The organism is Mesorhizobium sp. M8A.F.Ca.ET.161.01.1.1, from assembly GCF_004792105.1.
Taxonomy (GTDB): domain Bacteria; phylum Pseudomonadota; class Alphaproteobacteria; order Rhizobiales; family Rhizobiaceae; genus Mesorhizobium.
This window is the reverse complement of the sequence record NZ_SRTD01000002.1, coordinates 509,302-533,355: the sequence shown is the minus strand read 5'-3', so window position 1 is coordinate 533,355 and position 24,054 is coordinate 509,302. Positions and strand designations below refer to the sequence as shown.

Below are 24,054 nucleotides of genomic sequence, written 5' to 3'. Positions count from 1 at the left end.
CCGCCAGGCGTTGCCCGGCGGTTCCAGTCATTGCCGTATGGTGCCGCCGATCAATAGGGGCAGGCGTTGTCGGCTGTGTAGTCGTGCACCTGGATCTTGCCGGCGATGATGTCGGCCTTGGCCTTTTCGACCGCCGCCTTCATTTCGTCGGTCACCAGCGCCTTGTTGTTGTCGTCCATGGCGTAGTCGACGCCGCCTTCCTTGAGGCCGAGATTTTGCACGCCACCTTTGAAGGTGCCGTTCTTGCCGTCCATGAAGGCATTGTAGACGGCGACGTCCACACGCTTCATCATCGAGGTCAGCACCTTGCCGGGCTGCAGGCCGTTCTGGTTGGAATCGACGCCGATGCCGAGCTTGCCGGCATCAGCCGCCGCCTGCAGCACGCCGACGCCGGTGCCGCCGGCCGCCGCATAGACCACGTCGGAGCCCTGGTCGATCTGCGTCTTGGCGATCTCGCCGCCCTTGGCCGGATCGTTCCAAGCAGCCGGCGTGTCGCCGGTCATGTTCTGGATGACATCGGTCGCGCCTGCCGCCTTGGCGCCGCCGACATAGCCGCATTCGAATTTGCGGATCAGCGGGATGTCCATGCCGCCGATGAAGGAGACCTTCTTGGACTTAGAGGCCATCCCCGCCAGGATGCCGACGAGATAGGAGCCTTCATTCTCCTTGAACACCAGCGAACGGACGTTGGGCAGGTCGACGGCATCGTCGATGATGGCGAAGTTCAGGTCGGGATAATCTTTTGCGACCGCTTTGAGGGCGTCCTCCCAGGCAAAGCCGGCCATGACGATCGGGTTACGGCCGTCCTCGGCGAAGCGGCGCAGCGCCTGCTCGCGCTGCGAGGCGTTCGACACTTCGAACTCCACATATGCAACGCCGGTCTCGGTCTTGAATTTCTCGGCGCCGTGGTAGGCCGCCTCGTTGAAGGATTTGTCGAACTTGCCGCCCAGATCATAGAGGATGGCCGGCTGGACATCCGCGGCGAAAGCCGGAAGAACCATTGCGGTTGCGGCCAGGAGGCCGAGAACGATACGTTTCATGTGATCCACACCCTGTCGGTTATTTTTTCCGTTACGCACCGCCTGTCTGCCCGGTTCTCCGGCAGGCAAACGACGTTAGCCAGGAGTGTATTCCCCTCCCGCTCCCGGGCAATCTGGCACGGCCCGAAACAAAATTCACGCGGAATTTTGACCTTTTGGAAAAGCATGCCATGGGCACGCCGCGCCGCGATCCGATCCTTGCGCGCAAGCCGTCGGGAGGTGGCCGGAATGGCGCGGGCGATGCCGATGGGTCAGTTCGCGGCGAACTGTCCCGTGCGCCGTTGCCGCCGGTAGCCGATGGCGTAAAGCAGGAAGGCCAGCACCGCGAAGACGGCAAAGCCCGGCTGGTTGAGCACCCAGGCGACGGCGCCATCCCACAGCAGCGGACTGGCCTTGGCGCGGACATAGGTTTCGAAGGCCGCCCGCGTGTCCGGCGAGACAGCCAGCCAGCTGGCGTTGAGCGGGGTCAGCACGAGGGCCGAAGCCGCCACCGTGCGCGTCGTGTCGAGCACCGCCATGATGACGGAAACCGACAGCGCGACCATGGCCGCAAGACGAAAGACGAAGCGAAACATCAAGGCTCTCCCCCGGTTCATCCTGGAGCTGACCAGGAGCCTCCGGCACATGTCCCGCACCAGACATAGAATGCGTGCGGTTTGTCCGCAATCGCGATACGCGAATTTGAAGGTTCGCGCTTTCTGAACCCTACGCGGCTGGCTTGCGCCCGCGGCGGTGAACGAGCCAGACGGCAAGGATGCCGCCGGCAATGGCGCCGACCACCAGCCCGGCCAAGCCGATGAAGGCGGCGAAGTAGCCGCAGCCGCCCTCGAAGCAACTGACCTCGGCGACATCGGCAATCACCGAGCCAGCCAGGAAGCCGCCAACGGCGCCGATGACCGCGCCCAGGATGATGCCGAGCAAGGCAGCGACGATGGAAACGAAGACCGACGGCGCTTCGGTCGGAGGCCTCGCATAGACGCCTTCGGCGCCGGAGCCGCGGCGCAGCAGATAGATGCAGAGCAGGCCGATGGCGATTTCGGCGCCGCCGATGAACTGGCTCCTGGCGGAGAAGACGAAATCGGGCACGGCAAGCACATAGGCCTGCCTCGCCAGCACCCAGACGATGGTCGCCACCTGCCAGATGATGAACTGGCGCGGGAAGCGCGCCGAGCGGCCAAAGGCAAGGCCGAGCAGGTAAAGCCCCCACAGGATGGTGATGATGTCGACGGCAAGCCCGCCAAGGAGGAAATAAAAGATCCTGTCCGGCAGGCCGGAGTCGCCGGTCAGCCACCAGGCCGAGGCCAGGCCGTAGACCGACCACGCCATGACGAAGATGAGCCAACCCACCGGGACATAAGACAGGTCGTTGCCTGGCCGCCCGACTGGCGCCTGCCCGCTGCCCGGTTGTTCATTGCTTGATGTCATGTCCGGACGATGCCCCCGCAAAGCCTCAACGTCACTCGACAGGTGGCCGGCGGCGAAGTCAAGCGCGGCCGGTCTTGCGGCCTTGCCTGTGCACATCATTCGGGGCGTCGGCACCTCGAAACGGATGCCGCGGCGGCCTCGCGAAGCACTGTGTGGCCGGCAAAGCGAATAGACTGCCGTTATGGCTTGGCATTCGGCGCGGGATCGACTAGATGAGCCCCGCGCCTGTTGCTTTGACGGCTTAGGTGCGAGGGGAAGGTGCTTGCTGGTTGGCGGCACCCACGGCGCTGATATCGCGTACCGGCTCCCTGAAGGGACTGCATTGTCCCCAACCCGCGCGGCGAAACCGGCCGTCGCGAAAAATGCAAGGACGGAGAGGTGGCCGAGTGGTTGAAGGCGCACGCCTGGAAAGTGTGTTTACGGGAGACCGTAACGCGGGTTCGAATCCCGCTCTCTCCGCCATATCTTCAAAAAAATCAACAACTTATAGTGAATTTCAGAATTTACCCGCCAAAGAACCCATCATTAGGATGCTATTGATTTAGGCAGCTGCGACGGCATGAGACATCCGGCCGGGGCGCCATTCCCATCATAAAACGATATCTTGGACTCATCGAGATCATGATGCGGAAGCGGCGCCCGTCGGTGGGCTGGTCCGATACGAAGTCAGCGCTCGTCGGCACTCAGCGGCACCAGCATCGGCGCTCTAGTCCCGATCGCCCGTTTGCGGCCGCCGCGGTGGCGCCTTGGGTAATGCGGGCACCTTCTTTCCGACACGAACTTTGTTCCAGTATCCTGCGGCGGGGACGCGATTCCGCATCGCTTCAGCAGCTTCTTTAGGCCGACATCTGGCCTACTGATTCAGTTTCGACAATCGAGATATAGCACTTCAAGGGGCGTACCCGCTTCGAGACGGAGACGGTACGCCAATACGGATTAGTCTTGAAAAGTCTGGCGAAAGGCCTGACTTCCGCGCACGGTCGTCGATGTGGGCTAGTGCTCTCAAGTCTGACAATGGCATGCGGGTGTCGAGTGCACCCCGTGCATAGGCATAATCGGGAAGATAGCCGTTGACGATTAGGCGCCAGCCGAGGGGGACCACGTCACCGACCGCTCGCATCATCTTGACGATCGTCGTCGTACAGTTCGTCGTGATGGAATTGTAGAATTTTGGAGCCGCGGAAAGCGCATTTGCGTCAGAGAGATATTCCAGAAGGAGCGTCCGGGCTGCGTCAGGCGACGCCTTTAGTCGATAGATTTGGACGTCCTCTCCCCGTACATTCGACCTGACGCCGACCACGTCACGCTCGTCGGCCGCGATAATGACCAGGGGATTGCTCTTGAACAGGTCTGCTATGGGCGAAAACTCGCCACCGCGACGCCGCCGCACCTCGATGGACCAGGCAAGATAGTCACCTCCTGCAAAGCCGAAGCTCATGATGACATGAGCGATTTTGGTCCCAGACCAATAAGACATGAAGAGGTCGACGGTCTGGATGCTGGAGAGATCGTACGTCCGCGTTGTCCAGCGTTCGGTGAAATCGGTGTCGCTGCGCCATTCGAAGGCGCGCACGTCCTTTAACGTCAACCGATTTCCGTCGTAGGTGCCGGTTACCTGACGGGCGACATCGGGCGCCCAGTCGGCGTGGGCCAAAGGCTTGATGGTGCTCCACCAAACCAGAACCGCAGCAAACGCAGCCACAAACACTGCGAGCGCCCGGAAGCGGATCCGGCTGAAGAGCGCGATGATGATGGTGAAGCCGAACAAGATGAACAGGATGCAGGCCACTGCCCGTCCGGGCTCCGCGAAAGGCAGGCGGTACCACATCGCAAGGCCGGCCCAGGCGGTCAAGATTGTAACGACTAGTGAAAGGACGATCGCAATTGAGATTCGCGCGACGCCACGCATTCATTCCCCCCTTTTCAGCCGGACGGAACGCAGCGCCGTTCCTGCAGATGCGTATGGTCTGTCCTTCATCGGCTTCAGTACTGCCACTTGGCTTCGCCGAATGGCTATTTCCTGCAATCTTGGATAGTCGGAGAGGAGACAACGCAATTCTTGCCAGCCTTCGCTTTCTGGCTGTTCTGGGAACCTGCGAGAGCGTTGACCTGACGGCCGTAGTTCTCCCTGGTGTTCTGATCGATCACTGCCACGGGTGCCGCGATCACCAACCCCGCCGCGCTGCCCGCCGCTGCTGCCGCTCCGGTCGTTGCCTGAATGATCGTGTCGCCCAGGCCAACCCTACTGTCGGTGAGATTCTGGCCGCCGGCAATTCGAGCCCCAATCAGTTGGACGGTCTGGGGTGACTCGGCGAACTTGCCATGGTTCAACTTGTCTCCGGATTTGACTTTGGTCAGGTCGATGACCACTACATTGTTTTTCGCGAATTCCTCTTTGTATGGGCTCTGCTCCGGGTTGATTGAACCGAGCCGCGGGATATCGCCCCAGACCCGTTTTGAAATCGCCAGCGCGCGGTCATCCTGCGAAACAAAAAGGGTGAACTGGGGGTGCGGTTTGCCCATGTCGGCAATTTGCGTGCGAAACACGTCGACATCGACGTCAGGGGCAGCCAGCATGACGTTCTTGAATTTCGCCGGCAGGCCGCCGTTGCGGATAGCCATCTGGCGCAAGGCTTCCAGCGCAAGCCAGTTACCCATTGAATGGGCGAGGATCGAGACTTCCTTTATGTCAGGATCGCGCGCGAGAAACTGGAACAACAGTTCGAGGCCATCACGGGTGTAGTTGGTGCTTTCGCGGTCATATCCATAGGCAAGTGCGCTCCCACGAGAGGGCCAGGTGACCAGGATCGGCACGCTGTCGGTGCCTGTATCGTGAGCGATCTGCGCAAAACGATAAACCGAATCTTCGAATCGGTTATTGAAACCATGGATAAAGACCAAAACACTATGGTCCCGGCTTTTCCTGACAGATGCGTGGAGCCATCCCTTCGCTGTCTGGACGGTCAAATCGTCGGTCTGAACGACCGCGAAATCGGTTGCCGGGTTTGATGGAAGTTTCTTGGGCCACGCGACCTCGCCGACCTTGCGAACCGATGCCGGAGGGATCGACACTGTAATTTCCGCGAACGAGGGGGCCAATCCGCGCTCGCCCGTAAACATCTCAGCGGGATTCGAGGAACGACTGCGGGTCGTCGCCACCAACATCTCCACCTTGCTAGCCGAAGGGGACGTTTCGGCCACTGGCAACAGCACATTCGTCGGACGGGACGCGCACCCCCACAACAGGGCAGCCAAAGCCGACGCCAACAAAACGCTGCTGACATGCCTGACTTTGGATAGGCTCACAAAACAATTTCCCAAACTCCCCTCCCGTTTCGAAGTTGTCCCCAAGCGAATGCACGGCTCGAAAGCAGCCCCGCTTTGATACTTGATGCAAATGCATGGCGCTCGTAGCATCTGGTATTCTCTGCTGGTTGGCTTCGGACTTATTTCTTTGCGAGTAGGAGTGTAACGACGGTGCGGAAACTGAATCTGTCAGGGCTCGCTCCCGAGCGCTCAGCCCAATAGAGCACCACTCCCGGGCACAGGCTGATTGGCTTGACGCTCGCCCTCATAGCGACGCGCCGGCTCGGCCGGTACCAGGTCTTTCAGCCGTAACAGTCCGGCGTGTGCCAGCACTCGCCCCACCGTCGCTTCGGACACGCCGGTTTGCATAGCAATGTGCTTGCCGGTCAGGCGCTGCCCGCGCAGCGCACAATCGCATCTGCCACCGCGGCTACGGCTCGCCTCGGACTTGTCTTGGGCCGCGAGGAATGGTCGAGCATGCCGGCGCTTCCCCCGATCTGGAAGCACTCCACCCAGCGCGCCACCACCTTCGCCGTCACCCCGTATGTCTGCGCCGCATCGGCTTTGGAAAGACGGCATTCAACAACGTCGCGGCCATCTCCTCTCGACGCAGCGGCGTCAGACGGGCATTCTTGTGGATGTTCATTCGTCCTTCGAGAATCACTGAAGCTTCGACAATCTCCGCTTTCTCGGTCGGGGCCGAATGAGCAACCTCCTGAAAGCTCACACCTAGCTAAAATGAAACTTCATCGCGAGGGAGTTTGTGGTGATCTTGCGCCCCGCATAGACGAGGAGCTTCCTTCCCACCGACCAGAACATTGCGTTCTCGGGTCGAGAAGGCCGCCCCTGCTACCGGGAGCGAAAACGATCAGCACGGAACCGCCATAGCGAACTTCGCGATGCTCTTGCTTCCTTACCTCAAATACGCGATCGCGATCTATTTGACCTGCCATCACCGATCCGATCAGAACCGAAATTTGGCGCCGATGATTGGTCCCTGCATTGCCACGTCAAATACAAATCCGTCGTTGTCGTAGTCTACGGCAAGGTAGCGATAGCCCGCTTCCAGCGTGACCGAATCGCTATACCGGTATTGAAGCGTGCCCAGCACCTGCCAATCGATGTCGGCGCCGACACCGAAGCCACCGACATCCGCCTCGCCATGGAGGCCGAATCCGTTGCCGAGAGCAACATTGCCGGCCACACCAATCAGAGGGTCGACCCAAGTCTTGCTACCGCTGGCCTCCCTCGTGGCGAGAGGGCCGGTAACGGTCAAATCCGTATCCAGGTACCAGAGCCGTCCGCCGGCCAGAACGTCCAAGGTCGCGGTGCCATTGTCGACGACCCGATAGGAGCCGCCGAAGGTCCACAGCACCATGTTCATCTTCGCTTCGGCCGAAAGAGCAGCCAACGGGCCGGGCGATGTGCCATCGGCCTCGAGTCCCAGGTATATGAAGTCGGTGAATAGAGCGTAGCGGCCATTGCGCGCCTCACCGGCAAGCATGACCGGCGGGGGAGACCAATCGATGTGGTTGAAAATCTGGCTGAAATCGACATTGACATCCGCCGGCGACAGGCCCCTGACGCCGACCCTGCCGTTCATGCCTGCCATCCAGAAATAGGGCTCTGCCGTGAAGGTCCAGACCGGCGCGGGTGCAGGCGTGGGTTCGGGAGGTGCAAGGTCTGCCGCGATCGCCGGCGCCGCAACCAGCACTGCCACTATCCCCGCCAAAGCCGGCACGAGAGCTCGGATGATTCCCATATCGAAGTCCCCTCTAAAATCCGTCTTTTACTTCTTGTCCGATGCGAACGTCTTGCGCCGCAGTGACAACATATACGTATTCGCGCGGCTCAGCTAATGGATATCGGCTTCCGGTCGTTCTTCATTCGTAGCGGTCCATTGCTCGTGGCTGTCACGGACAGTGTTGAGCCTACTTCGGGAACAGCAGGGTAATTCCCGTGCGGAAGCCGAAGCCGTCGGGTCCGCTGTCGGGACTTTTAGCCCAGTAGGCAATCGGCGCAAGGGGATAAGCGGTAGCGTACGGCATGGCCGGTTCATACCGCGGGATATAGATCGTGTCCGTACTCGCGGACCGGATAACGACATTGTTGTTCTCTTCGACAACCGTGACCTTGTCGTCGGCCCTTGGCCTCCGCCTTGTCGCGCAACTGCTGAATCGCGACCAGTACGTCTTTTTGCTGATACGTTAACGCGTCGCCAAACGTCTGGGTCCAATCCAGATCGTCACTCATCATTTTAATGATCTCGGGATAGTTGAGCAGCGAGATTACACTGCCGTCCCAGCTTTCTTTGGGTTTCAGGTCCGATTTCTTGGCCACCTGATCCAGGAACCGGCTCGCCTCTACAATCTGCAGCCTGTACAGCGACGCCTCACAAATAAGTGCGACAAGTTCATCGGGGTAGAGTGCGACGCGCGCTACCAGGATTTCAAGTTCATCCTCGTCAAGCGGTTCGGGAGATTGGGCGCCCGTGCCGCTATCCGCGGCGACTGTCTTATTCTGGGCGGCCGCGAAGGAGGCGGGACTGGAGCAGACGAGAAGCGCAATAGCGGCCACAATGCCGGCGCCGGCGCGCCAGCGCGGAAACTTGCGTTCCATTATCGTCCTCCAAGCGATTTCAGGGTGGCTGCCAGCGAGTCGTGCTGCCAGTCCCGGCAAATACCTTCTGCCTTGGCACGATGCTGGAGCATTCCCCTCTTATGGGGAAGGTAGTTAACTGTATGCTACGTGCAGACTGGGCAGCTCGTGCCAGTGGATCAGTCGACGTGAAGCCGGCTTTCCTCAGCAACCGCTTGGTACGCGAGGCGTAAGCTGCGCGACCCCAGCGGCATTCAACGGTCTTGTGCCAGCCTCATCAAGGAGCTTCGGCGCCAGGCGGGGAACTCTCCCTGCGCGGCTTTTGACACTTAACGTGCTGGTGCGCGACCTTGTTTGCTTTCACGACAATCGACGCCTGTATGATCCCGTAAGATACATGCAGTACCTAGTTTCTCGATGCATGGTGCCGTAGCGTCAAACACACGTCAAAACTCGGAGTGCCAGCTATGAACATATCGCGTCGCGCCGTCTCGCTTGGCGGCTTAGGTCTGCTTGCTGCAACTTCGCAGAGGCCCACGAGTGGCCACGCAGAGGGTCTGGTTGGAGATCTGATGGAAGGATCGGATGATTTCGGCCTCGCGGTCGAGGCTTACACTTACGGCTATCCGCTGGTCACGATGGAGATGACTCGCCGGGTTATAACAAATGTTGCCAAACCCAAGGGAACCAAGGCTCCGATGGGGAATCTTATCAAGGTGCGCGAATATCCTAATGCACAGTTCCGGGATGTGACAGCTCCCAACGCCGACACGCTGTACACCACGGCCTTCTTGGACGTCGGCAAGGAGCCTTGGGTCGTCAGCCTGCCGGACTTGCAGGACCGCTACGCCTTGTTCCCCATGCTCGACGGCTGGACGACGGTCTTCGACGTGCCGGGAAAGCGGACCACCGGAACAGGCGCGCAGACCTTTGCCGTTACCGGCCCTGGCTGGGAAGGCACGCTGCCGGACGGGGTCAAGCAGTACAAATCGCCGACCAGCATCGTCTGGCTGCTCGGCCGCATCTATTGCACAGGCACGCCCGAGGACTATGCGGCAGTTCACAAGGTGCAGGACGAGGTAAAGCTCTATCCGCTGAGCGCCCACGGCAAGGAATGGACGCCGCCTCCCGGCAAGGTCGACCAGTCGATCGACATGAAAACGGCGGTCCGCGATCAAGTCAACAAGATGGATGCGGTCGAGTATTTCACGCTGCTCGCCGAACTGATGAAGACCAATCCGCCGACGGAGGCTGACGCACCGATGGTGGAAAAAATGGCACAAATCGGCATCGTGCCGGGGCAGGATTTCGACAAGACGAAGTTCAATCCTGCCTTCGCCACGCGCGTCCCGCAGATCGCCTTCGACCGCATCATGCTGCACTTCAAGTTCAGTGACGGCGACGTGAAGCAAATCAATGGCTGGGGCTTCACAACCAAGACCGGCATCTACGGCACGAACTATATCCAGCGCGCGCTCGTGACCGCCATTGGCCTTGGCGCCAATCGTCCGCAGGACGCGATCTATCCGACCTCCATGAAGTCGCATGGCGACTTGATCAACAGGGCCTATTCGGGTTCGGACAAATACGTCCTGACCTTCAAGAAGGGTCTGACCCCTCCGGTAACAGGCTTCTGGTCAGTGACTATGTACGACGCGGATTACTTCTTCGTCGACAACCCGCTCAACCGTTATTCTATCAGCCCCCGCCAGCCGCTGAAAGCCAATGACGATGGTTCCATTGACCTCCTGATCCAGAACGAGAGCCCTGGAGCAGACAAGGAGGCCAACTGGCTGCCTGCGCCCAAGGGCAAGTTCGTCCTGATGATGCGGACCTACTGGCCAAACGAGAGCGACCCTTCGATCATTGACGGTTCGTGGACTATCCCGCCTGTCAAGAAGGTGAGCTGAGTGACGTGGCGAGGCTGAGGGGGGGGTAGACTGTGCCCCCGAGGCCTCCTTAAACCGCTTGGCCGGCTTGACCGTGGCGCGGGAACACTCCATGTCCTCAACGATCTGGTTCCAACTTTGCCCAGCGCAAGGCATGTCATGATCGCCCTGTTCCGCTCTCATGACCGGCGCTTCAGTCGCAAGCTCCATCCCGCCTGCATCGACCTAAGACAAGCGAATGATTGCGGGGCGGCGTTCGAGAAACACACCCATCGACAAAAGTGTGGACCATACCCAGCATTGACGGTGTACTGTCTATCCGGGGTCGGTCCCCTTAGGCTGGTCGGCATGCGAAGAGGGGGTTGCCGATGTCAATGAAGTCCGAATGGGCCATTCGGCTGGCGGCTACGCTCGCCTCAGGCTTGCTCGTCTGCAGTGCCGCTTGGGCCGAGGATACCCAGGATCTCGCCAAGAAGCTGTCTAACCCGATCGCCTCGCTGATCAGCGTGCCGTTCCAATTCAATTGGGACCAGGGCTATGGTCCCAACGATGGCGACAAGGGCTATGTCAACATCCAGCCGGTCATTCCGTTCTCGCTCAACGACGATTGGAACGTCATCTCCCGCACCATCCTGCCCGTCGCCTACCAGCACGATATTGCCGGGCCTTCCGGCAATCAGTTCGGGCTCGGCGACATCAGCCAGAGCCTGTTCTTCTCGCCCAAGAAGCCGACCGCAAATGGGATCATCTGGGGTGTCGGCCCGGTGTTCCTCTTTCCGACGGCGACCGACGAATTGCTTGGTGGACAAAAATGGGGAGCTGGTCCGACAGCCGTCGTGTTGAAACAAAAGGACGGATGGACGGTGGGTATGTTGGCGAACCACATCTGGTCGTTTGCCGGCGACGGCGACCGCAGCGACATCAACGCCACCTACTTGCAGCCTTTCGTCTCCTACACGACGAAGGACGCTTGGACGTTCAGCTTGAACACCGAGAGCACCTACAATTGGGAGGCGCAGCAATGGTCGGTCCCGATCAACTTCCAAGTCTCGAAGCTGGTGGTGATGGACAAGCAGCCGATCAGCCTGTTCGCCGGTGTGCGCTACTGGGCGGAAAGCCCCGACAATGGGCCAGATGGTTTCGGCTTCCGCACGGGTATTACACTACTGTTTCCAAATAAATAGGCCGGGCAGTGCTTCGGCCGGGGCGCAGGCCGGTCCTGCGTCCGCTTGTCGTGTGAGGGTAGCAGCGATCTGGCTGAGGCTCTGCCCGGCTGCCTTCAGCGGATGGACTCTCGCTCCTGGCCGAGCGCGAACGAGCTTCCGTTTAGGGTCGAACTCGGTAGTCCAGGTGATTGGGTTTTGACCCCAAACGCCATCCGATTTGGTCGCCCGCAACGGTCCAGCGTTCGCCTGACCTGCATAGACGTCCATTTCCCACCTCGGGGCGGAGTCATCTGCGTTTGGGCAGCCACATAGAGCAACGTCCGCATGAAGCCCATTCAACTTGTTTCTGTTTCATTCTGTTCTCCAATTGCTGCGTTCCGTTTGGAATTCTCGACTGGGGTTCTCAGCGGTGCCGACATGGAGTGGCCGCCATCTCATTCTGATCCGGGAAATCCGCAGGACGACCGAGACGCGACATCGCCATGACCAAGATCGCTCCGATCCTCGAGGGCTCGCGACGTTTCTCGCCAATCAACGCGACGCTTAACCCGAGTTCGGAACCAGTTCCAGTTATCCGATCTAGACCACAAAGCCGGCAAGTCGTGTGATGAGCCAGCCTGCAGCCATTGTGCCGATCAGATAGGCGGCAGTGCTCCGCGCAGCTACAATCGGAATGGTGATCAGGGTGGTAACAATTCTGAAGGCGATTAGTACCGCCGCTACAAAAAGCATTTGCCCTGCTTCGACGCCCAGATTGAAGGTGAGAAGAGCAAGCGGCACATCCACCTGTGGAAGTCCGATCTCCTTGAGCGCACCAGCAAAGCCAAAGCCATGAAGAAGACCGAAAGCGAAGGCCACCATCCAGGGATAGGTCTCGGACAGCCGCCTTTCTGCTGGCTTGATCTTGGTGAGTTCGCTGGCCACGAAGGCAATGCTAAGCGCAATGGTGGCTTCCACGGGTTTCTGCGGTAGGCTGAAGTAACCCAAAGCCGCCCCTGCAAGCGTGATACTGTGGGCAATCGTAAAGGCAGTAATTGTCTTCACGAGCGTCCATCGATTGTGGATCAGCAGCATGAGAGCCAGCACGAATAGAAGGTGGTCGATGCCGGACAGGATGTGATCAACACCCAACCGGAAATAGGTTTCCGCCACCTCAAAGCTGGCCTGAGCGCCCTTGATGACAGTGCTCGGCATATCTGGTTTGAGGCGGGCAATCTCCGTCGTCCCATCGCGGTAGGTAATATGGATCAGCGCGTCGGTCAGGGTTGAGCGCAAGCCGTCGATGGTGATCTCATGGCCCTTCAGACCGCCGTCGCATGCGGCGGTCCATCGCTCAATGTAGGCACCGCCATCGATGGATCTCGTCGGCTCGTTCTCCGCCCTGCATGTTTCCGGCAAACGCGCGTAGAGGCTGAGCCGCCTGTCGCCCAGGGCCGGCACTTTCCATACCGCCACAAATACATCGGGTTCCGTCTCCCGCATCTCGAGATAAGCGGGGCGCATCTCGTGTGCTGCTGCGGGTGCGGATTGGAACAGCTGCAGAAGAACCGTCAATAGCGCTGCGAAGCGAATCATCGGATGGCGCTCGTTTTTGCGGGGTACTCGATCACTACCGCATATCGCTTCAGCAATTCCTCAAGTCGGCGCTCTTCGAATTCCTTGCGCTTGTCATTCGCCCACTCGCGCACCACGTCATCGCGCACCTCGTTGAGCGCGGGCAAGCGGCCCGGTCTACGCTCTGACAGCTTGATCAAATGAAGTCCGAAACTTGATGTGACGGGACCTGTCCACTGGCCTAGCGTTGCCTTGTCGAGCGCTTCGGCGAAATCCGTCCCAAAAGTCTGGCCTATCGATGATTTGCCTGTCAGGGGCAGCTCCACGGGAAGCAACGACACGTCACCCAACATCGTCGGATCGGTCGCGGGATTTGTCGCCAATGTCTTCAATATGGAGGCCGCGTCCTGCCCGGTCTTGTCGCCGTGCTGGTCCGGGTTGAGGAAAACCTGTTGGAAGGCCAGCATCGGTTCGATCTCGAATACGGTGGGGTGAGCCTTCAGATAGGCATCAAGCTCACCACTAGTCGGCGTTTGTGCATCGACGATGGAGTCGTTCATAAACCCCATCTTCAGGCTTAGGCGGCGGCGAATGACAGCGTCATCCTTGTCGAGCCCCAAGGCTAATGCCTCGCGGACGTAGATCTCTTCCTTGACGTAGTCGTCGACCAGTCCCTTGAATTCCTCGGCCGTCGGAGGTCGCTGCCAGGTCTTGCCGAAGATTGCAGTCAGTTGTTCGATCTTGGGCGCCGTGACGATGATGCGATCCGGCGCTTGCGCTCCCCCGCGGTTGAGCAGGCCATACACCGAGAAGATGGCCAGAGCCAAAATGATGAAGTGCGCTAATGGCTCTCTCAGCAGACGTTTCAGCAAGATGATTGGCTCCGCTGGCAAAGGACAAGCAGGGTGGTGCGGCGGTAGGCGGCCGCACCGAACTTTCAGGTCAACTCCAGAGTGACGTTCAAGGCGTGTACCAGATCGGCGACGTGTAGGCGCGCTCCGTCACAGTCATCTGTGTCCCCTCCAGTGGCTTCGTGCCAAAGCGCTTGGCGTCGTAGGCGGTCCAGCGCGGCGTCGGGATCTCGATGACGCGACCGTAGTAGAAAGCCTTCTGCTTTGGATCAAATGCAGGGTCCTTCCAGACCGCAATCAGTTCCGAGGCGCCTATGGTGTTCTTCCACGTAGCGTTTTCGACATCCACCGTGCTGCCAACCGATGGGAGCTTGCCATCTGCGCCTAACCTGCGGTCGCCACCCCAAGCTACGTCATAGACCTGCTCATGAGTTTGATCCTTGTCATCGAGCCATCCCTTGACGATCTGGTAACGATCGAGATTGGCGCCGATCGGATCCTTAAGTGCAGCGACGAGGAACGTCGGCACCTTGCCCTCTGGCGCTGCCGTCAAGTCGCCGCCCATGGGCACGCCTTTGGCATAGCCGATAGCGCCCGGATTGCGGGTCTCTGCATCTGCCTGCTCGAAATCCCAGCCGCCGAAAAAGCGCACAGCCATGCGCGGTCCCGTGGTGCCATAGGTTTCCTTGCGCTGCATGGCGTCCCAAAGAGCTTCACGGGTATTTTCCGTCGCCCAGACCGCGGCATAACCCGAGGCGCTGACCTGCCAGTCCATGACCTTTATCTTCGTTTTTGGATTAGTGAAGAATGTACTCAACATGCGCTCCGGGCTCGGCTCCTGTGGCGTGGTCTTGCCGAAGAAGTTTTCCTCTTCCAGCGCGGAGAGGCCGGTGTGAGCATCGGAACTGCCGACCATGCCGAACTTGTAGGGGTTGGTGCCAAGCTCGGCCTCGAGCTTGAGACCATTCCGCAGTGCTGAGCGCGCATATTCGAACTCCAGCATATCGGGTGTCTTCGCCGCGCTGCCATCAAGGTTGCCAAAGTCCCACCGTTCGAAATTGGCAAATTCGTCATTTGGGGAAAGCGTCGGGTGGGTTTCGCCGTCGCCCTTGGTCTGGGTTGCCTCATAGAGCCGCTCCCACTTTGCGCGCTGCTCCACATATTCCTTGTCCACCGGCTTGTTGGTGAAGGACTCGATCAGCGGGAACATACGGCCATTGGAAAGGTTGCCGTTGTGGGCGATGGCCAGCACGCTACCGCCCGTCTTGTCCTCATAGGCCTGCATCCATTTCCACAGATCGCGCGGATTATCGCTGCCGAGGGGCTTCAAAGTCGTGTAGGGCACGATCTGGTCGGCCTTGTCTCCGTTATCCCGGAAGATCACGTTGCGGTGCAGATTGTTGCCCGCCGTGTTGGACGTCCATTCATAGCCGATGACAGCAGTGAAACGGCCGGGATCATTGTATTCCTCCGCCGCTTTTATCGTATCCTGCCATGCATTTTTGTAGGGGCGGGTTTCAGGTCCATAGATCATGCTCTTCGGAAGTGTTCCCGCGCTGAAGGCCTGGATGATCTGGATCGCAGCGTCGCCGCCTTGTCCGGACTTGATCATATCGTACCATGTCTTGGCCTGCGGGTCGGCAATAACGTCCGGCTTACCGGCAAACAGGTCCGGGAACATGCCCATGTTGTCGGAGTGGTCGGTAACGACCAGGAAGTCCAGCGGTCGCGACAGCTTGGCCGGCTGACCGCTCGACGCCGTAATTTCCTCGCCTCGCGCAAAGCGATAGGCATCACGCGGTGTCAGCCGCGCGCCGAACGCACCCGCATCGAAAGATGCTCCGGTGTGAAGGTGCGTGTCGCCGAAGAACGGCCGGGTAGGGAAATTTCGGCCAGCATAGGGCGAATAGATCGGCTTCGCGGCAAAGACCTTCGCTGCCTTCTCCGGTGATAGCGCACCAATGTCATCATCAGCAAATGCCGGTGCCGCCAGGCCGAGGATGGTCGCACTCAGAAGAATGGACCTGAAAGCAGAACTGCGCATATTGTGGTTCCTCCGGTTAAAGCTCGTCACCACATCGTAGTCTGTAAGTGGAAACACACCCGTAGCATCGGGTATGTTCTGTGAGGGAAGCATGCCCAAGCGACCTGCGGCACGCGAGGGTTGGTGCCTCGTCCTTCATCTCGAACTCTGATCGATGCAGGGTTGATCTGCCACCGGCGGACGTCATAAACCTGTTCCGCCCTTGTGCGCGGACTCGGCCTTATGAGACCAGCTTGGAAATCTGTGCCTCAGGTTGCGCAGCAGGCGCGACTTAACAGTAATACATACCAACCGCGCAGCGCCGCACCGTACGCCTCGCAACCCCGGCAACACTGACCGGCGTGAGCGGACGCCCGACGATGGCTTCGGCCGTCGACATAAGGGTGTGGGAACCGGTGACTGTCATCCGTTCCGAGGCTCCGAGCCCGATCAGCCCGAAGGTGGCAGCGAGCAGGATGTTTTTCAGTTTCGCTGTCATGATTATTTGGTCCCTTCTGGTGAAAACTGTGTGGGCAGTTCATCGGTGTCGGTCAGTTCCTTCGCATCGACCTTCTTGGCGTTGGTCCCGTTCTTGAAGCCGAAGTCATCGGCCGCGACATCGCTGCCGGTCTTCCAGTCTCTGATCTGAACACTGTATTGCGGCCCCTGATCGACTTTCTTGCTGGTAATGACATATCGGCAGGGATAGGGATGCTCGCCCTGGGCGATCCAGATCTGCCAGTCTACTTCCTTGGTCCGAAACGCCAGATGATCGCATTCGGTGCCGCCGATCACGCCGCTGCCGAGGTCCTTGACGTCGGTCACGTCGCGCATCAGCTCCTCGTAGACGTTCGACATAAGCAGGTCTGCGCCGGGAACAGGCCGGTGGAACTTGTCCCGCAACTCATCGACCAGATGATCCAGGGTACCAGGCACCTCGGCCTGCGTGTAAAGGTTGGCGTTCTTGCCCAGCAGCGTCAGCGTCTTGCCGTCGAAGATCATCTCGACATTGGCGAAACCGCCACTGCGGGTGGCGCGGATCCTGTCGGGCCGGCTGAGGTCGACCATCCCCGAACTCGCGAACAGAAGCTTCTGGTGGTCCTTGGTGACGACCTCGAAGTTGGTGTCGTATCCAAAGGAAATGGAACTCATGCCCGCCATGTAATCGGACATCGCCTTGAGCAAGCTCTTGGCCTCTGCGTCGTCCGCTGTCGCGGGCGCTCCCCACCCAATCGCCAAGATCATCGCCGCTGTAGATGCGGCGGCGAGTCGCCTTGATTTTCGTGGTATTCTTTTCATGTGAGTGCCTCCTTCCAGGTGCCTCAGTATTAGTTGAGGAAGCGGAGGAGCACCCGTAGCATCGGGTAGGTTCTGTTATGGTCGCTACTTTTGTGCCGCGGCGGCCTACCAGCGCGAGAACGCGGATCGACGCTCAGCCCGCACTTACTCGCTCGAGGGCATATCAGATGTTGTGGCAGGCACTGAGGAGCCTGACGGCGCGTCCGACGGCACGGGCAAGCCTGCCTTGCGAAGGCTCGCGATCATGCGCGCCCGATCCGCTGCCTGGATGTTGCGCTTCATGAGTTCGGCCTCGATGTTGGGGATGAACGCTGGGCTCATCTTCATAAATATTTCTCCCTCCCGGGTTGCTTCCGCCATCATCCCCGCCTGTGCATAGATGGCGGTCGCTACCACATGGAAGATTGGGAGTTTCTGGAGATCGGCCTGCCGGATCTCGGCCACGGCTTTTTGGTCGTCATGCTGCATATAGGCTGTGAGCGCGAGCACCGTGTGGTAGTACCCGCCGGCCCCCGGATTGCGGTCAAGAGCTAGCTGCACAAGCTCCGCCCCACGCTGCCATTGCCCTCCAAGTGCCAGTCGTGTGCCGAATTCGCCGAGGAACTCGGTATCGTTGGGATTGAGTGCCAGTGCCCGTTCCCCGATCTCCATCGACTCAGCCCATTGCTGATTGAAGAACAACGCCGTCATCAACGCCTGAAGTGCGCGCATATTGTCCGAGTTCAGCTCGACCGCCCGACGCGCTGCAGCGAGTGCACGTTCAGCCGATGTGGGCGCGCCCTTTCGTGCATTGAAGCCAAACCGGTCCTCGTCGACGTAAGCAATCGACAGCATCGCCCAGGCGGTAGCGTAGGATGGAAAGCGCGCGACGGCGCTCTCAAGGCAGTCGCGGACGGCCGCATGCCGTTCGACACTCAACTCGGTGCGATAGGCGTAAAATTGAAGCGTGCAACGGTAGGCATCGAGATCATCGGGCGGGCCGTTCGCGATGTCGGCCTGATAGATGACGCCGTAGGGCTGAGCTACTACTGTTGCAACCTGGGCGGCGACATCGGATTGAATGGCGAAGATATCGCGGGAACGAAAATCGTCGTCGTAGGTTTGAGACCACAGGATCGCGCCGTTTTCGGTTTCGATCAGACGGGCTGTGACGCGGATTCGCGCGCCGGAGATTTGCACCCCGCCGGTCAGAAGGTAACTGGCTCCGAGTTGCTGGATGTGCAAGGGGGCGACTTGCGGTGGCAAAGCCTCTGAGGTCTCGCGGCCATACACCGTGAGTTCTTTGAAGTGCGGCAGGATGCTCAGCAATTCCTCGGTAAGCCCCATCGCATATAGCTTGGCTTCCGGTCCTCCGCCGAGATCGGCGAATGGCGCGACCACCAGCGTTGGTCCCTCGGGATCGGCCGCCCGCGCCGAGGGCAGGGAGGTCTGCGACACCAGCTGGCTGGAGGCCCAATATGCAAAGGTGAGGCAGACGACGACTGCGAGCGTTGCCGTGGCGAGCCAATGCACGCGTTCCCATGAAAACGAAGCCGCTTTCGAAATCTCGGGAGCCGCTGCAGGCCCGACTGGCGTGAGTTCGACTGCGTTCGAGACGTTCCAGCTGAAAACGGGAACGTACCCGCCCTTGGGGATTTCGATGCGGATCGGATCGGTGCATCCGGACAGCAGGTAATACCGCTCAAGCGCGCGGCGCAACCGACCCGCCTCGATCCGCACCACCGGATCGTCCTGCGTGAAGTTTTCGTCCCGGTCGAAAACCTCGATGGCGATCGAATAACCTTTGAGCCGCGTAGCGCGCCCAGAGAGCGTTTCTTCCACGACGTAGCGTAGGAAAGCACAAGCGCGCGCCGGCACCGAAAACTCAGGACTTGAGAGAATGCGCTCAAGCTCGGCGCGGACCTCCTCCGGAGAGGGTGGCAGTCGGAGTGCCGAAGTCAGGGCTAGCGCTGCAACCCCAGGATTAAAGACGTTCATTCCAGAACCCCTCTTGCCCCACCTTGAGGGCCGTCCCGACCTGCCGTAGGGCATCGGCTTTGGAGGTAAATTAGAAATTGCTTAAGTAGCGTACTCCCCGCATTCCATTCCGTCCAAGACTATGTACGATTCCATATGCTCCGGCGTCGGCTACAGTAACCTACGCCCGCAACTGCTGCGGCACGCCTATACTCCATTGCACCGACGGCGGAATGGGCGTCATTGATATGGATCAAAAAATCGAGGCGGCCCAACGGCGCTTTCCCTTGCGAAAGCGCGCGATCGAGGACCTCGCCGTCCGCGATGAGGATTTCCGCTCGCTGTGTATCGATTTTGCTGACGCCGAAAGAGCGGCCCTGCGTTGGGAGAATTCCGACACACCAAAGCGTGATGAGCGTCGCGCCGAATACCTAGCGCTGGTCAACGACCTGGCCAAGGAGATCGAAGCAATATTGGATACAGCCGCCAGTATCCCGCTCCCGGCCCGGCGGCCGAAAAGTCAGTAGTGAACGAAAGCTGCTCAATGGCTGGCTGGGGCCTCGCAAGCGGAGCAGCCCTTGGCCGCACCGAATATACCAGATGCTACATCGCGCGGCGATCCAAAGTATCACGCCGCCGCCTCCTTCCGTTGCGCGGTGACGGGTCTGTTGCGCCGCAGCCGCACTGACCACTGCTTCCTGTTGCGGTCCGGCAGAGCTCTGAGCCAGTACGGATTTCGCGAGTTTGATACCGTTTTCAGCAAACGCTGTCGTCGCCTGACGCCAGCACTCGCAAAGACTGTTATTCGGCCCGGCAGACAAGTCTTGCAGTATGTCGATGGAACTCGTCTGATCACCGGCAAGTCTCAAGGCACCATGGTGCATGGTGTGGCTGTTCCGGGAGTAGGTTACCAGATGCTACGCGCGTGCACGCGCCACGTCCGCTAACCTTCGCGTCAATCAGTGCAAAGGAGCGACAACAATGTGCCTTCAGCGCGTCCCGCATGATCGATGACTAGGAGAAGGTCTACGCTTCGATAGTCGAGGACAGGCGATCATGCTCAACCAGGGTTGCTCAGCGCAGGACCAAAATGGACCACGATCTAAGCCAACGAGCTAACGGGCCTGTCCAACTAGTGGTCCGCTAATCTACATGCTTGCCCACGTAACTTACCTACTGCCTCTGGGCTCACGCGATATACAAGCCCTTTGAGGCACCCGCCGAATTGCAGTCCGCGAGGAAAAAGCCCCATGCTGAGACCCCAGCGCGGACGTTCATGAGCAGATAAAGGCAGATAAAGGCAGATAAAGGCAGATAAAGGCAGATAAAGGCAGATAAAGGCAGATAAAGGAAAGGCACTTCCATGCGAAATTTAATGACACTTATCACGGCAACTTCAGTAGCACTTTTGTCTGCGATGGCAGCCTACGCACAAACACAAAATCCCCTTCCCAAGGCCAGCGATGTGCTTGTCCGATACGGGGACGACGTGGAGGGCTGGACGGTCTATGCAAATCAAACCCGCGGAGATTGCTTGATCGTGCGCCAGGATGGGCCAAGTTCGGTGCAAATGGGCGTTACCGCAAATCAGGAGGTCGGGTATCTCGGCGTGTTCACGAAGGCGGATATCGGCCTTCAGAACGGGGCCCAGTCGGAAATCTTCGTCTCCATCGCTGGCCATCTTTATAGTGGTGTGGCCATCACCACGAGCGGCGAACTCAAGGGCGGATATTCTGGTGGCTACATCTTGACAGACGACCCGAATTTCAAGCGCGACGTAGCGAAGCAATATGAAATGATCGTGTTTCCGGAAACCAAGGGGACCTTCGTTGTCGATCTGAAGGGGACTTACAAGGCAATGGCAATGGGCCGCAAATGCCTCGCGCAGTGACCGCCCGCTGGGCAATATTCCCCATCTCGGCCATTGGCTGCAGCCACAGAGTTTTAACGCAGAGCGCCAGCGTGTGAAATCGCCGCCGCCGGAGCGGCCAATGCCAGTCGGCGCGCCAAGATCGTATCAGAAGTACGACCGCGGGGCTGATGACCAACAGCGAAGATACTAAATTAGAGCATTCCCAATAATGACGTAGAAAAAGAGACCTGACGTCTTTTCAGATAGCGCGACGCGTCCACCATTTTGACGCCGCCGGCGTGGGTAACGGCAATTGACGATGTTGTAATATATTGGCGAGATCAATGCGGCTTCCGGTATACTCACCTTGATTGCAAGCGTCATCTGGCACCGGATCAATCCTCGAACAACCGACTATCCACCGACGCAGCAACGCTGTCGGGAAATGAACTGCCCCTCTCACTGGACGAGCTGATTGCGGCGATCCGTCGTGATCTTGATGCGAAGAAGCCCAGGCAGGTTAAACAGGGACAAGGACGGCGTGCATCCGCTTGTGATTCCGTGTGAGAAGGGGTGGAGGAATGTGGTGACCGGAGCTCGCGTCGAGATTCGTCCTACTCACTGGCTTGCCTGGAGCCCGGGCAAAGATGAACCGGCCTCGTTTCGGGATCAGACTTAACCCTCAGGATCGACAGTCAATGCCGTGCATGGTCTAGGCCTGACAGGCCGCTGCTTCAGCCTGGCTCATTTTGGCGATCTGCTGCTGTGCGGCGGCGGCGGTGGCGGCATCGCCGCCCTCGACGTGCACCGTCGGGAACGCGATCTTGATGTTGTTGTCCTCGAAGGCCTTCTTAATCATCATGAAGGCCCGGCGCTTGATCGGGAACTGCGTTCCCGGTTTGGTCGTCATCTTCATACTGAGCTGGACGGCGAAATCGCCGAACGCGTCGATGCCCTGCATTTTCAGCGGCTCGATCGTGTCAGCCGCGAATTCGGGGTCCTGCGCCAGCTCTTGTCCGATCTTCTTAACCAGCTTGCGCGCGAGTTCGACGTCGGAATCGTAGGTCACGCCGATCGTTATCTTGTCGATCACCCAGTCGCGACTCATGTTCTGGATCGCGCCGAGCTGGCCGAACGGAACGGTATAGACGGGGCCGCGGTGGTGGCGCAGCCTGACCGAGCGCAGGCTGAAGGACTCGACCGTCCCCTTGTATGACCCGCTCTGGATGTACTCCCCCACCCGGAACGCATCGTCCATCAGGTAGAACACTCCGCTCAGCATGTCCTTCACAAGCGTCTGCGAGCCGAAGCCGATGGCCACGCCGAACACACCTGCGCCAGCGATCAGAGGCATGATCTGCACGCCTAACCCGGCCAGGATGCTTAGTACTGCCACGACGCCGATGAGGACGGCGAGCGCGTTGCGAAAGATCGGCAAGAGAGTTCGCAGGCGGGCTGCACGTGCTGCATCGTACGGATCCGCCTGGGGTGCCGCATGATGGGGATCCGTACTGGCCAGACTCGATGCCTCAATTCTATAGGCGATTAGGGCCTTGGCGAGCTGCCAGAACAGATCCGCGACCATCAATATGACAATGGCGTTAAGCGATCCGGATATGATGCGAGCGCCCATCTCGTCGTGAGCAAAGGCCGCTGCTCTAAGACGCCAGACGTAGGCGAGCCAAACGATCGCCGCTGCAATGACCCCCGCCCTAGCGCCTCTGACGATAAATACGTTGAGCGCCACGCCGACGGCGCCACTGCGCTTGGCGGTGCCGGCGACCGCTTGCGAGACATTACCGACGCCGCGCACCACGCTAGGCAGGAGCAGCGCGTACAAACCGATCCACAGCAATGCGAGCACCCCCGCGACCCAGACTAGCCAAAGTACAACCAGATAGAGCGTAAGCAGACAATTCTTGATCGGTGAGGCTGGCTTGCTATGCCGCCGCCAAACGGTGTCGCAGCCGACGGCCAGCAGGCCAAGCCCGAACGAGAGCGCGACGAGCCGCAGCATGTCGGGCGAGAAGCCAAGGGTCGGCATGATGCTGACAATCGCCCAGCCGAAGAAAAAAAACCCGGCGACCGCGCTCACGCGTTGCTGCCAGAAGCGTTGACCCGCCTCGCGGCTGCCGCCCCGCTGATCGCTAGGGTCACCCTCAATGGGAGACCCCAACGCCAGCAGAGACTTGGTTATCGCGCGGATAGCGCGAAAGATGATGAAGGCGAGCAGCAGCGTCAGCACGATCTTGCGCAGAAGCGGCGGCCATTCGAACGCGAGGAACGAGCCGATGCTGGCTAGGGCAAATGTCAGCAAGGCAGCGACCTCGGACAGAACCGCCTTTCCGGGGTCAATCGTTGCCTCGGAAGCGCCCGACGCCAAAGCCCGGCGGACCAGCCACTCGGCGCCGAACCCGACGACAATCAGAACTGCCAGGATCAGGACCACCAGGCCGGGCCTGCCTGAATTCACGTCGCGCGAGACGACGCCGGCGGCGTTGGACAACTCCTGCGGGATGCGGGGAATGGCATCCGCGAGCGCGGCGAGACGTGCGCGAACGGCTCCCTCCCAACTCGCGATCGTGTCTTCCAGCGATGGGGCAGGCGGTTCTTCAGCGGCTGCCTGTATCTTTCCTTCGAGCCATTGCTTCACCTCAGGGTCGGACAGCAGGTTGAGGAACTGCCGTGCCTTTTCAGGCGGCAAGCCGGCCGGAGACTGCTGTGCCAAGGAGGTTCCAAGCAGTGCCCAAAAGAAAATCGCAATGCCGGCCGACAGCAGAATACAAATTCGAGTGCGCAGTGCTTTGCTCATCGGACGCTCCGGCTGCCCGTGGGAAGCCAGCCGGGAGCGAGCCTGTCCGCTTGCGCCGGCAGACGACAGGCGGCGCTGGGAAGGTCGTCAGGGCCAAGTTGCCCATTTCTGTACGAAGGCGATGAAGGCCTGGCGGTCAAAGATACGTCCTTTGCGCAAAGTCGATAGCCGGACGATTGTATTAGGTATGGCTTAAGCGCAAATTGCGCGAGATCAATCGGCGTTCGATCGCGTCGCCCTCGATGGGGCTTTCAAGGAACGCTTAGACCTTGCCGTCGATGCG

Annotated in this window: 17 protein-coding genes, 1 tRNA gene and 3 pseudogenes; 5 read left to right on the top strand and 16 right to left on the bottom strand. The window is 59.6% G+C overall.

What is annotated here, in order from left to right:
* Nucleotides 1–50: 50 nt before the first annotated feature.
* The 3 genes from EN804_RS07580 to EN804_RS07570 all read right to left on the bottom strand — a co-directional run bounded on the left by EN804_RS07580 (nucleotide 51) and on the right by EN804_RS07570 (nucleotide 2,465).
* Complete coding sequence (locus EN804_RS07580; protein ID WP_127280664.1) at nucleotides 51–1,040, bottom strand: BMP family ABC transporter substrate-binding protein; 990 nt, start codon at nucleotides 1,038–1,040, stop codon at nucleotides 51–53.
* A 251-nt stretch (nucleotides 1,041–1,291) separates the two neighbouring features.
* A complete protein-coding gene (locus tag EN804_RS07575) occupies nucleotides 1,292–1,615 on the bottom strand; it encodes a hypothetical protein (RefSeq protein WP_127280665.1) in 324 nt (107 codons plus the stop codon).
* Nucleotides 1,616–1,745: 130 nt separating this feature from the next.
* Nucleotides 1,746–2,465, bottom strand: coding sequence for a DUF2569 domain-containing protein (locus tag EN804_RS07570; protein WP_246693381.1), 720 nt, complete (start codon nucleotides 2,463–2,465; stop codon nucleotides 1,746–1,748).
* A gap of 372 nt (nucleotides 2,466–2,837) precedes the next feature.
* Here EN804_RS07570 and EN804_RS07565 point away from each other — a divergent pair.
* A tRNA-Ser gene (locus EN804_RS07565) sits at nucleotides 2,838–2,927 on the top strand.
* A gap of 158 nt (nucleotides 2,928–3,085) precedes the next feature.
* Here EN804_RS07565 and EN804_RS07560 read toward each other — a convergent pair.
* The 6 genes and pseudogenes from EN804_RS07560 to EN804_RS07535 form a co-directional block, all read right to left on the bottom strand.
* A pseudogene (locus tag EN804_RS07560) lies at nucleotides 3,086–3,209 on the bottom strand (IS3 family transposase); the annotation flags it as partial.
* A gap of 145 nt (nucleotides 3,210–3,354) precedes the next feature.
* Entirely contained in the window at nucleotides 3,355–4,374 is a 1,020-nt protein-coding gene (locus tag EN804_RS07555) for a DUF4105 domain-containing protein (RefSeq protein ID WP_135919033.1), read from the bottom strand.
* A 104-nt stretch (nucleotides 4,375–4,478) separates the two neighbouring features.
* On the bottom strand, nucleotides 4,479–5,732 hold the full coding sequence (locus EN804_RS07550; protein ID WP_245520989.1) for an alpha/beta hydrolase: 1,254 nt from the start codon (nucleotides 5,730–5,732) through the stop codon (nucleotides 4,479–4,481).
* A 291-nt stretch (nucleotides 5,733–6,023) separates the two neighbouring features.
* A pseudogene (locus EN804_RS07545) lies at nucleotides 6,024–6,417 on the bottom strand (leucine zipper domain-containing protein); the annotation flags it as partial.
* A gap of 318 nt (nucleotides 6,418–6,735) precedes the next feature.
* Nucleotides 6,736–7,485, bottom strand: a complete 750-nt coding sequence (locus EN804_RS07540; RefSeq protein WP_127278206.1) for a hypothetical protein — start codon at nucleotides 7,483–7,485, stop codon at nucleotides 6,736–6,738.
* Between the two features lie 289 nt (nucleotides 7,486–7,774).
* A pseudogene (locus EN804_RS07535) lies at nucleotides 7,775–8,390 on the bottom strand (DUF3300 domain-containing protein); the annotation flags it as partial.
* 446 nt (nucleotides 8,391–8,836) lie between these two features.
* Between EN804_RS07535 and EN804_RS07530 the strand changes: the two are divergent.
* Nucleotides 8,837–10,279 (top strand): DUF1254 domain-containing protein, encoded by a 1,443-nt coding sequence (locus tag EN804_RS07530; protein WP_135919031.1) that lies wholly within the window; start codon nucleotides 8,837–8,839, stop codon nucleotides 10,277–10,279.
* 347 nt (nucleotides 10,280–10,626) lie between these two features.
* A complete protein-coding gene (locus tag EN804_RS07525; protein WP_127278204.1) occupies nucleotides 10,627–11,442 on the top strand; it encodes a transporter in 816 nt (271 codons plus the stop codon).
* A gap of 561 nt (nucleotides 11,443–12,003) precedes the next feature.
* On the opposite strand, the gene EN804_RS07520 is transcribed toward EN804_RS07525, so the two are convergent.
* From EN804_RS07520 to EN804_RS07495, 6 genes are all read right to left on the bottom strand, one after another.
* Complete coding sequence (locus EN804_RS07520; RefSeq protein WP_135919030.1) at nucleotides 12,004–12,999, bottom strand: HupE/UreJ family protein; 996 nt, start codon at nucleotides 12,997–12,999, stop codon at nucleotides 12,004–12,006.
* Complete coding sequence (locus EN804_RS07515) at nucleotides 12,996–13,850, bottom strand: peptidylprolyl isomerase (protein WP_245511687.1); 855 nt, start codon at nucleotides 13,848–13,850, stop codon at nucleotides 12,996–12,998. The genes EN804_RS07520 and EN804_RS07515 overlap by 4 nt, the downstream gene beginning before the upstream one ends.
* Nucleotides 13,851–13,938: 88 nt before the next feature.
* The gene (locus EN804_RS07510; protein ID WP_135919029.1) at nucleotides 13,939–15,873 is read right to left on the bottom strand and encodes a DUF3604 domain-containing protein; all 1,935 of its coding nucleotides are present in this window, start codon (nucleotides 15,871–15,873) and stop codon (nucleotides 13,939–13,941) included.
* A 271-nt stretch (nucleotides 15,874–16,144) separates the two neighbouring features.
* Nucleotides 16,145–16,351, bottom strand: coding sequence for a hypothetical protein (locus tag EN804_RS07505; RefSeq protein WP_127275477.1), 207 nt, complete (start codon nucleotides 16,349–16,351; stop codon nucleotides 16,145–16,147).
* A gap of 2 nt (nucleotides 16,352–16,353) precedes the next feature.
* Entirely contained in the window at nucleotides 16,354–17,151 is a 798-nt protein-coding gene (locus EN804_RS07500) for a DUF2092 domain-containing protein (RefSeq protein WP_135915011.1), read from the bottom strand.
* 144 nt (nucleotides 17,152–17,295) lie between these two features.
* Nucleotides 17,296–19,128, bottom strand: coding sequence for an adenylate cyclase (locus tag EN804_RS07495; RefSeq protein WP_135919028.1), 1,833 nt, complete (start codon nucleotides 19,126–19,128; stop codon nucleotides 17,296–17,298).
* A gap of 227 nt (nucleotides 19,129–19,355) precedes the next feature.
* Between EN804_RS07495 and EN804_RS07490 the strand changes: the two genes are divergently transcribed.
* Complete coding sequence (locus EN804_RS07490) at nucleotides 19,356–19,634, top strand: hypothetical protein (RefSeq protein WP_135881471.1); 279 nt, start codon at nucleotides 19,356–19,358, stop codon at nucleotides 19,632–19,634.
* An 836-nt stretch (nucleotides 19,635–20,470) separates the two neighbouring features.
* Nucleotides 20,471–20,998 carry a hypothetical protein gene (locus tag EN804_RS07485; protein WP_127275473.1) on the top strand — a complete coding sequence of 176 codons (528 nt, stop codon included), beginning with the start codon at nucleotides 20,471–20,473 and terminating at the stop codon, nucleotides 20,996–20,998.
* Nucleotides 20,999–21,671: 673 nt separating this feature from the next.
* On the opposite strand, the gene EN804_RS07475 is transcribed toward EN804_RS07485, so the two are convergent.
* A complete protein-coding gene (locus EN804_RS07475) occupies nucleotides 21,672–23,771 on the bottom strand; it encodes a mechanosensitive ion channel family protein (RefSeq protein WP_135919027.1) in 2,100 nt (699 codons plus the stop codon).
* Nucleotides 23,772–24,054: the final 283 nt, after the last annotated feature.

What these genes read in the sequence shown, in the direction of transcription:
- EN804_RS07580 (WP_127280664.1), bottom strand. Translation starts at nt 1,040, where the DNA reads ATGAAACGTATCGTTCTCGGCCTCCTGGCCGCAACCGCAATGGTTCTT.
- EN804_RS07575 (WP_127280665.1), bottom strand. Translation starts at nt 1,615, where the DNA reads ATGTTTCGCTTCGTCTTTCGTCTTGCGGCCATGGTCGCGCTGTCGGTT.
- EN804_RS07570 (WP_246693381.1), bottom strand. Translation starts at nt 2,465, where the DNA reads ATGACATCAAGCAATGAACAACCGGGCAGCGGGCAGGCGCCAGTCGGG.
- EN804_RS07555 (WP_135919033.1), bottom strand. Translation starts at nt 4,374, where the DNA reads ATGCGTGGCGTCGCGCGAATCTCAATTGCGATCGTCCTTTCACTAGTC.
- EN804_RS07530 (WP_135919031.1), top strand. Translation starts at nt 8,837, where the DNA reads ATGAACATATCGCGTCGCGCCGTCTCGCTTGGCGGCTTAGGTCTGCTT.
- EN804_RS07525 (WP_127278204.1), top strand. Translation starts at nt 10,627, where the DNA reads ATGTCAATGAAGTCCGAATGGGCCATTCGGCTGGCGGCTACGCTCGCC.
- EN804_RS07520 (WP_135919030.1), bottom strand. Translation starts at nt 12,999, where the DNA reads ATGATTCGCTTCGCAGCGCTATTGACGGTTCTTCTGCAGCTGTTCCAA.
- EN804_RS07510 (WP_135919029.1), bottom strand. Translation starts at nt 15,873, where the DNA reads ATGCGCAGTTCTGCTTTCAGGTCCATTCTTCTGAGTGCGACCATCCTC.
- EN804_RS07505 (WP_127275477.1), bottom strand. Translation starts at nt 16,351, where the DNA reads ATGACAGCGAAACTGAAAAACATCCTGCTCGCTGCCACCTTCGGGCTG.
- EN804_RS07500 (WP_135915011.1), bottom strand. Translation starts at nt 17,151, where the DNA reads ATGAAAAGAATACCACGAAAATCAAGGCGACTCGCCGCCGCATCTACA.
- EN804_RS07495 (WP_135919028.1), bottom strand. Translation starts at nt 19,128, where the DNA reads ATGAACGTCTTTAATCCTGGGGTTGCAGCGCTAGCCCTGACTTCGGCA.
- EN804_RS07490 (WP_135881471.1), top strand. Translation starts at nt 19,356, where the DNA reads ATGGATCAAAAAATCGAGGCGGCCCAACGGCGCTTTCCCTTGCGAAAG.
- EN804_RS07485 (WP_127275473.1), top strand. Translation starts at nt 20,471, where the DNA reads ATGCGAAATTTAATGACACTTATCACGGCAACTTCAGTAGCACTTTTG.
- EN804_RS07475 (WP_135919027.1), bottom strand. Translation starts at nt 23,771, where the DNA reads ATGAGCAAAGCACTGCGCACTCGAATTTGTATTCTGCTGTCGGCCGGC.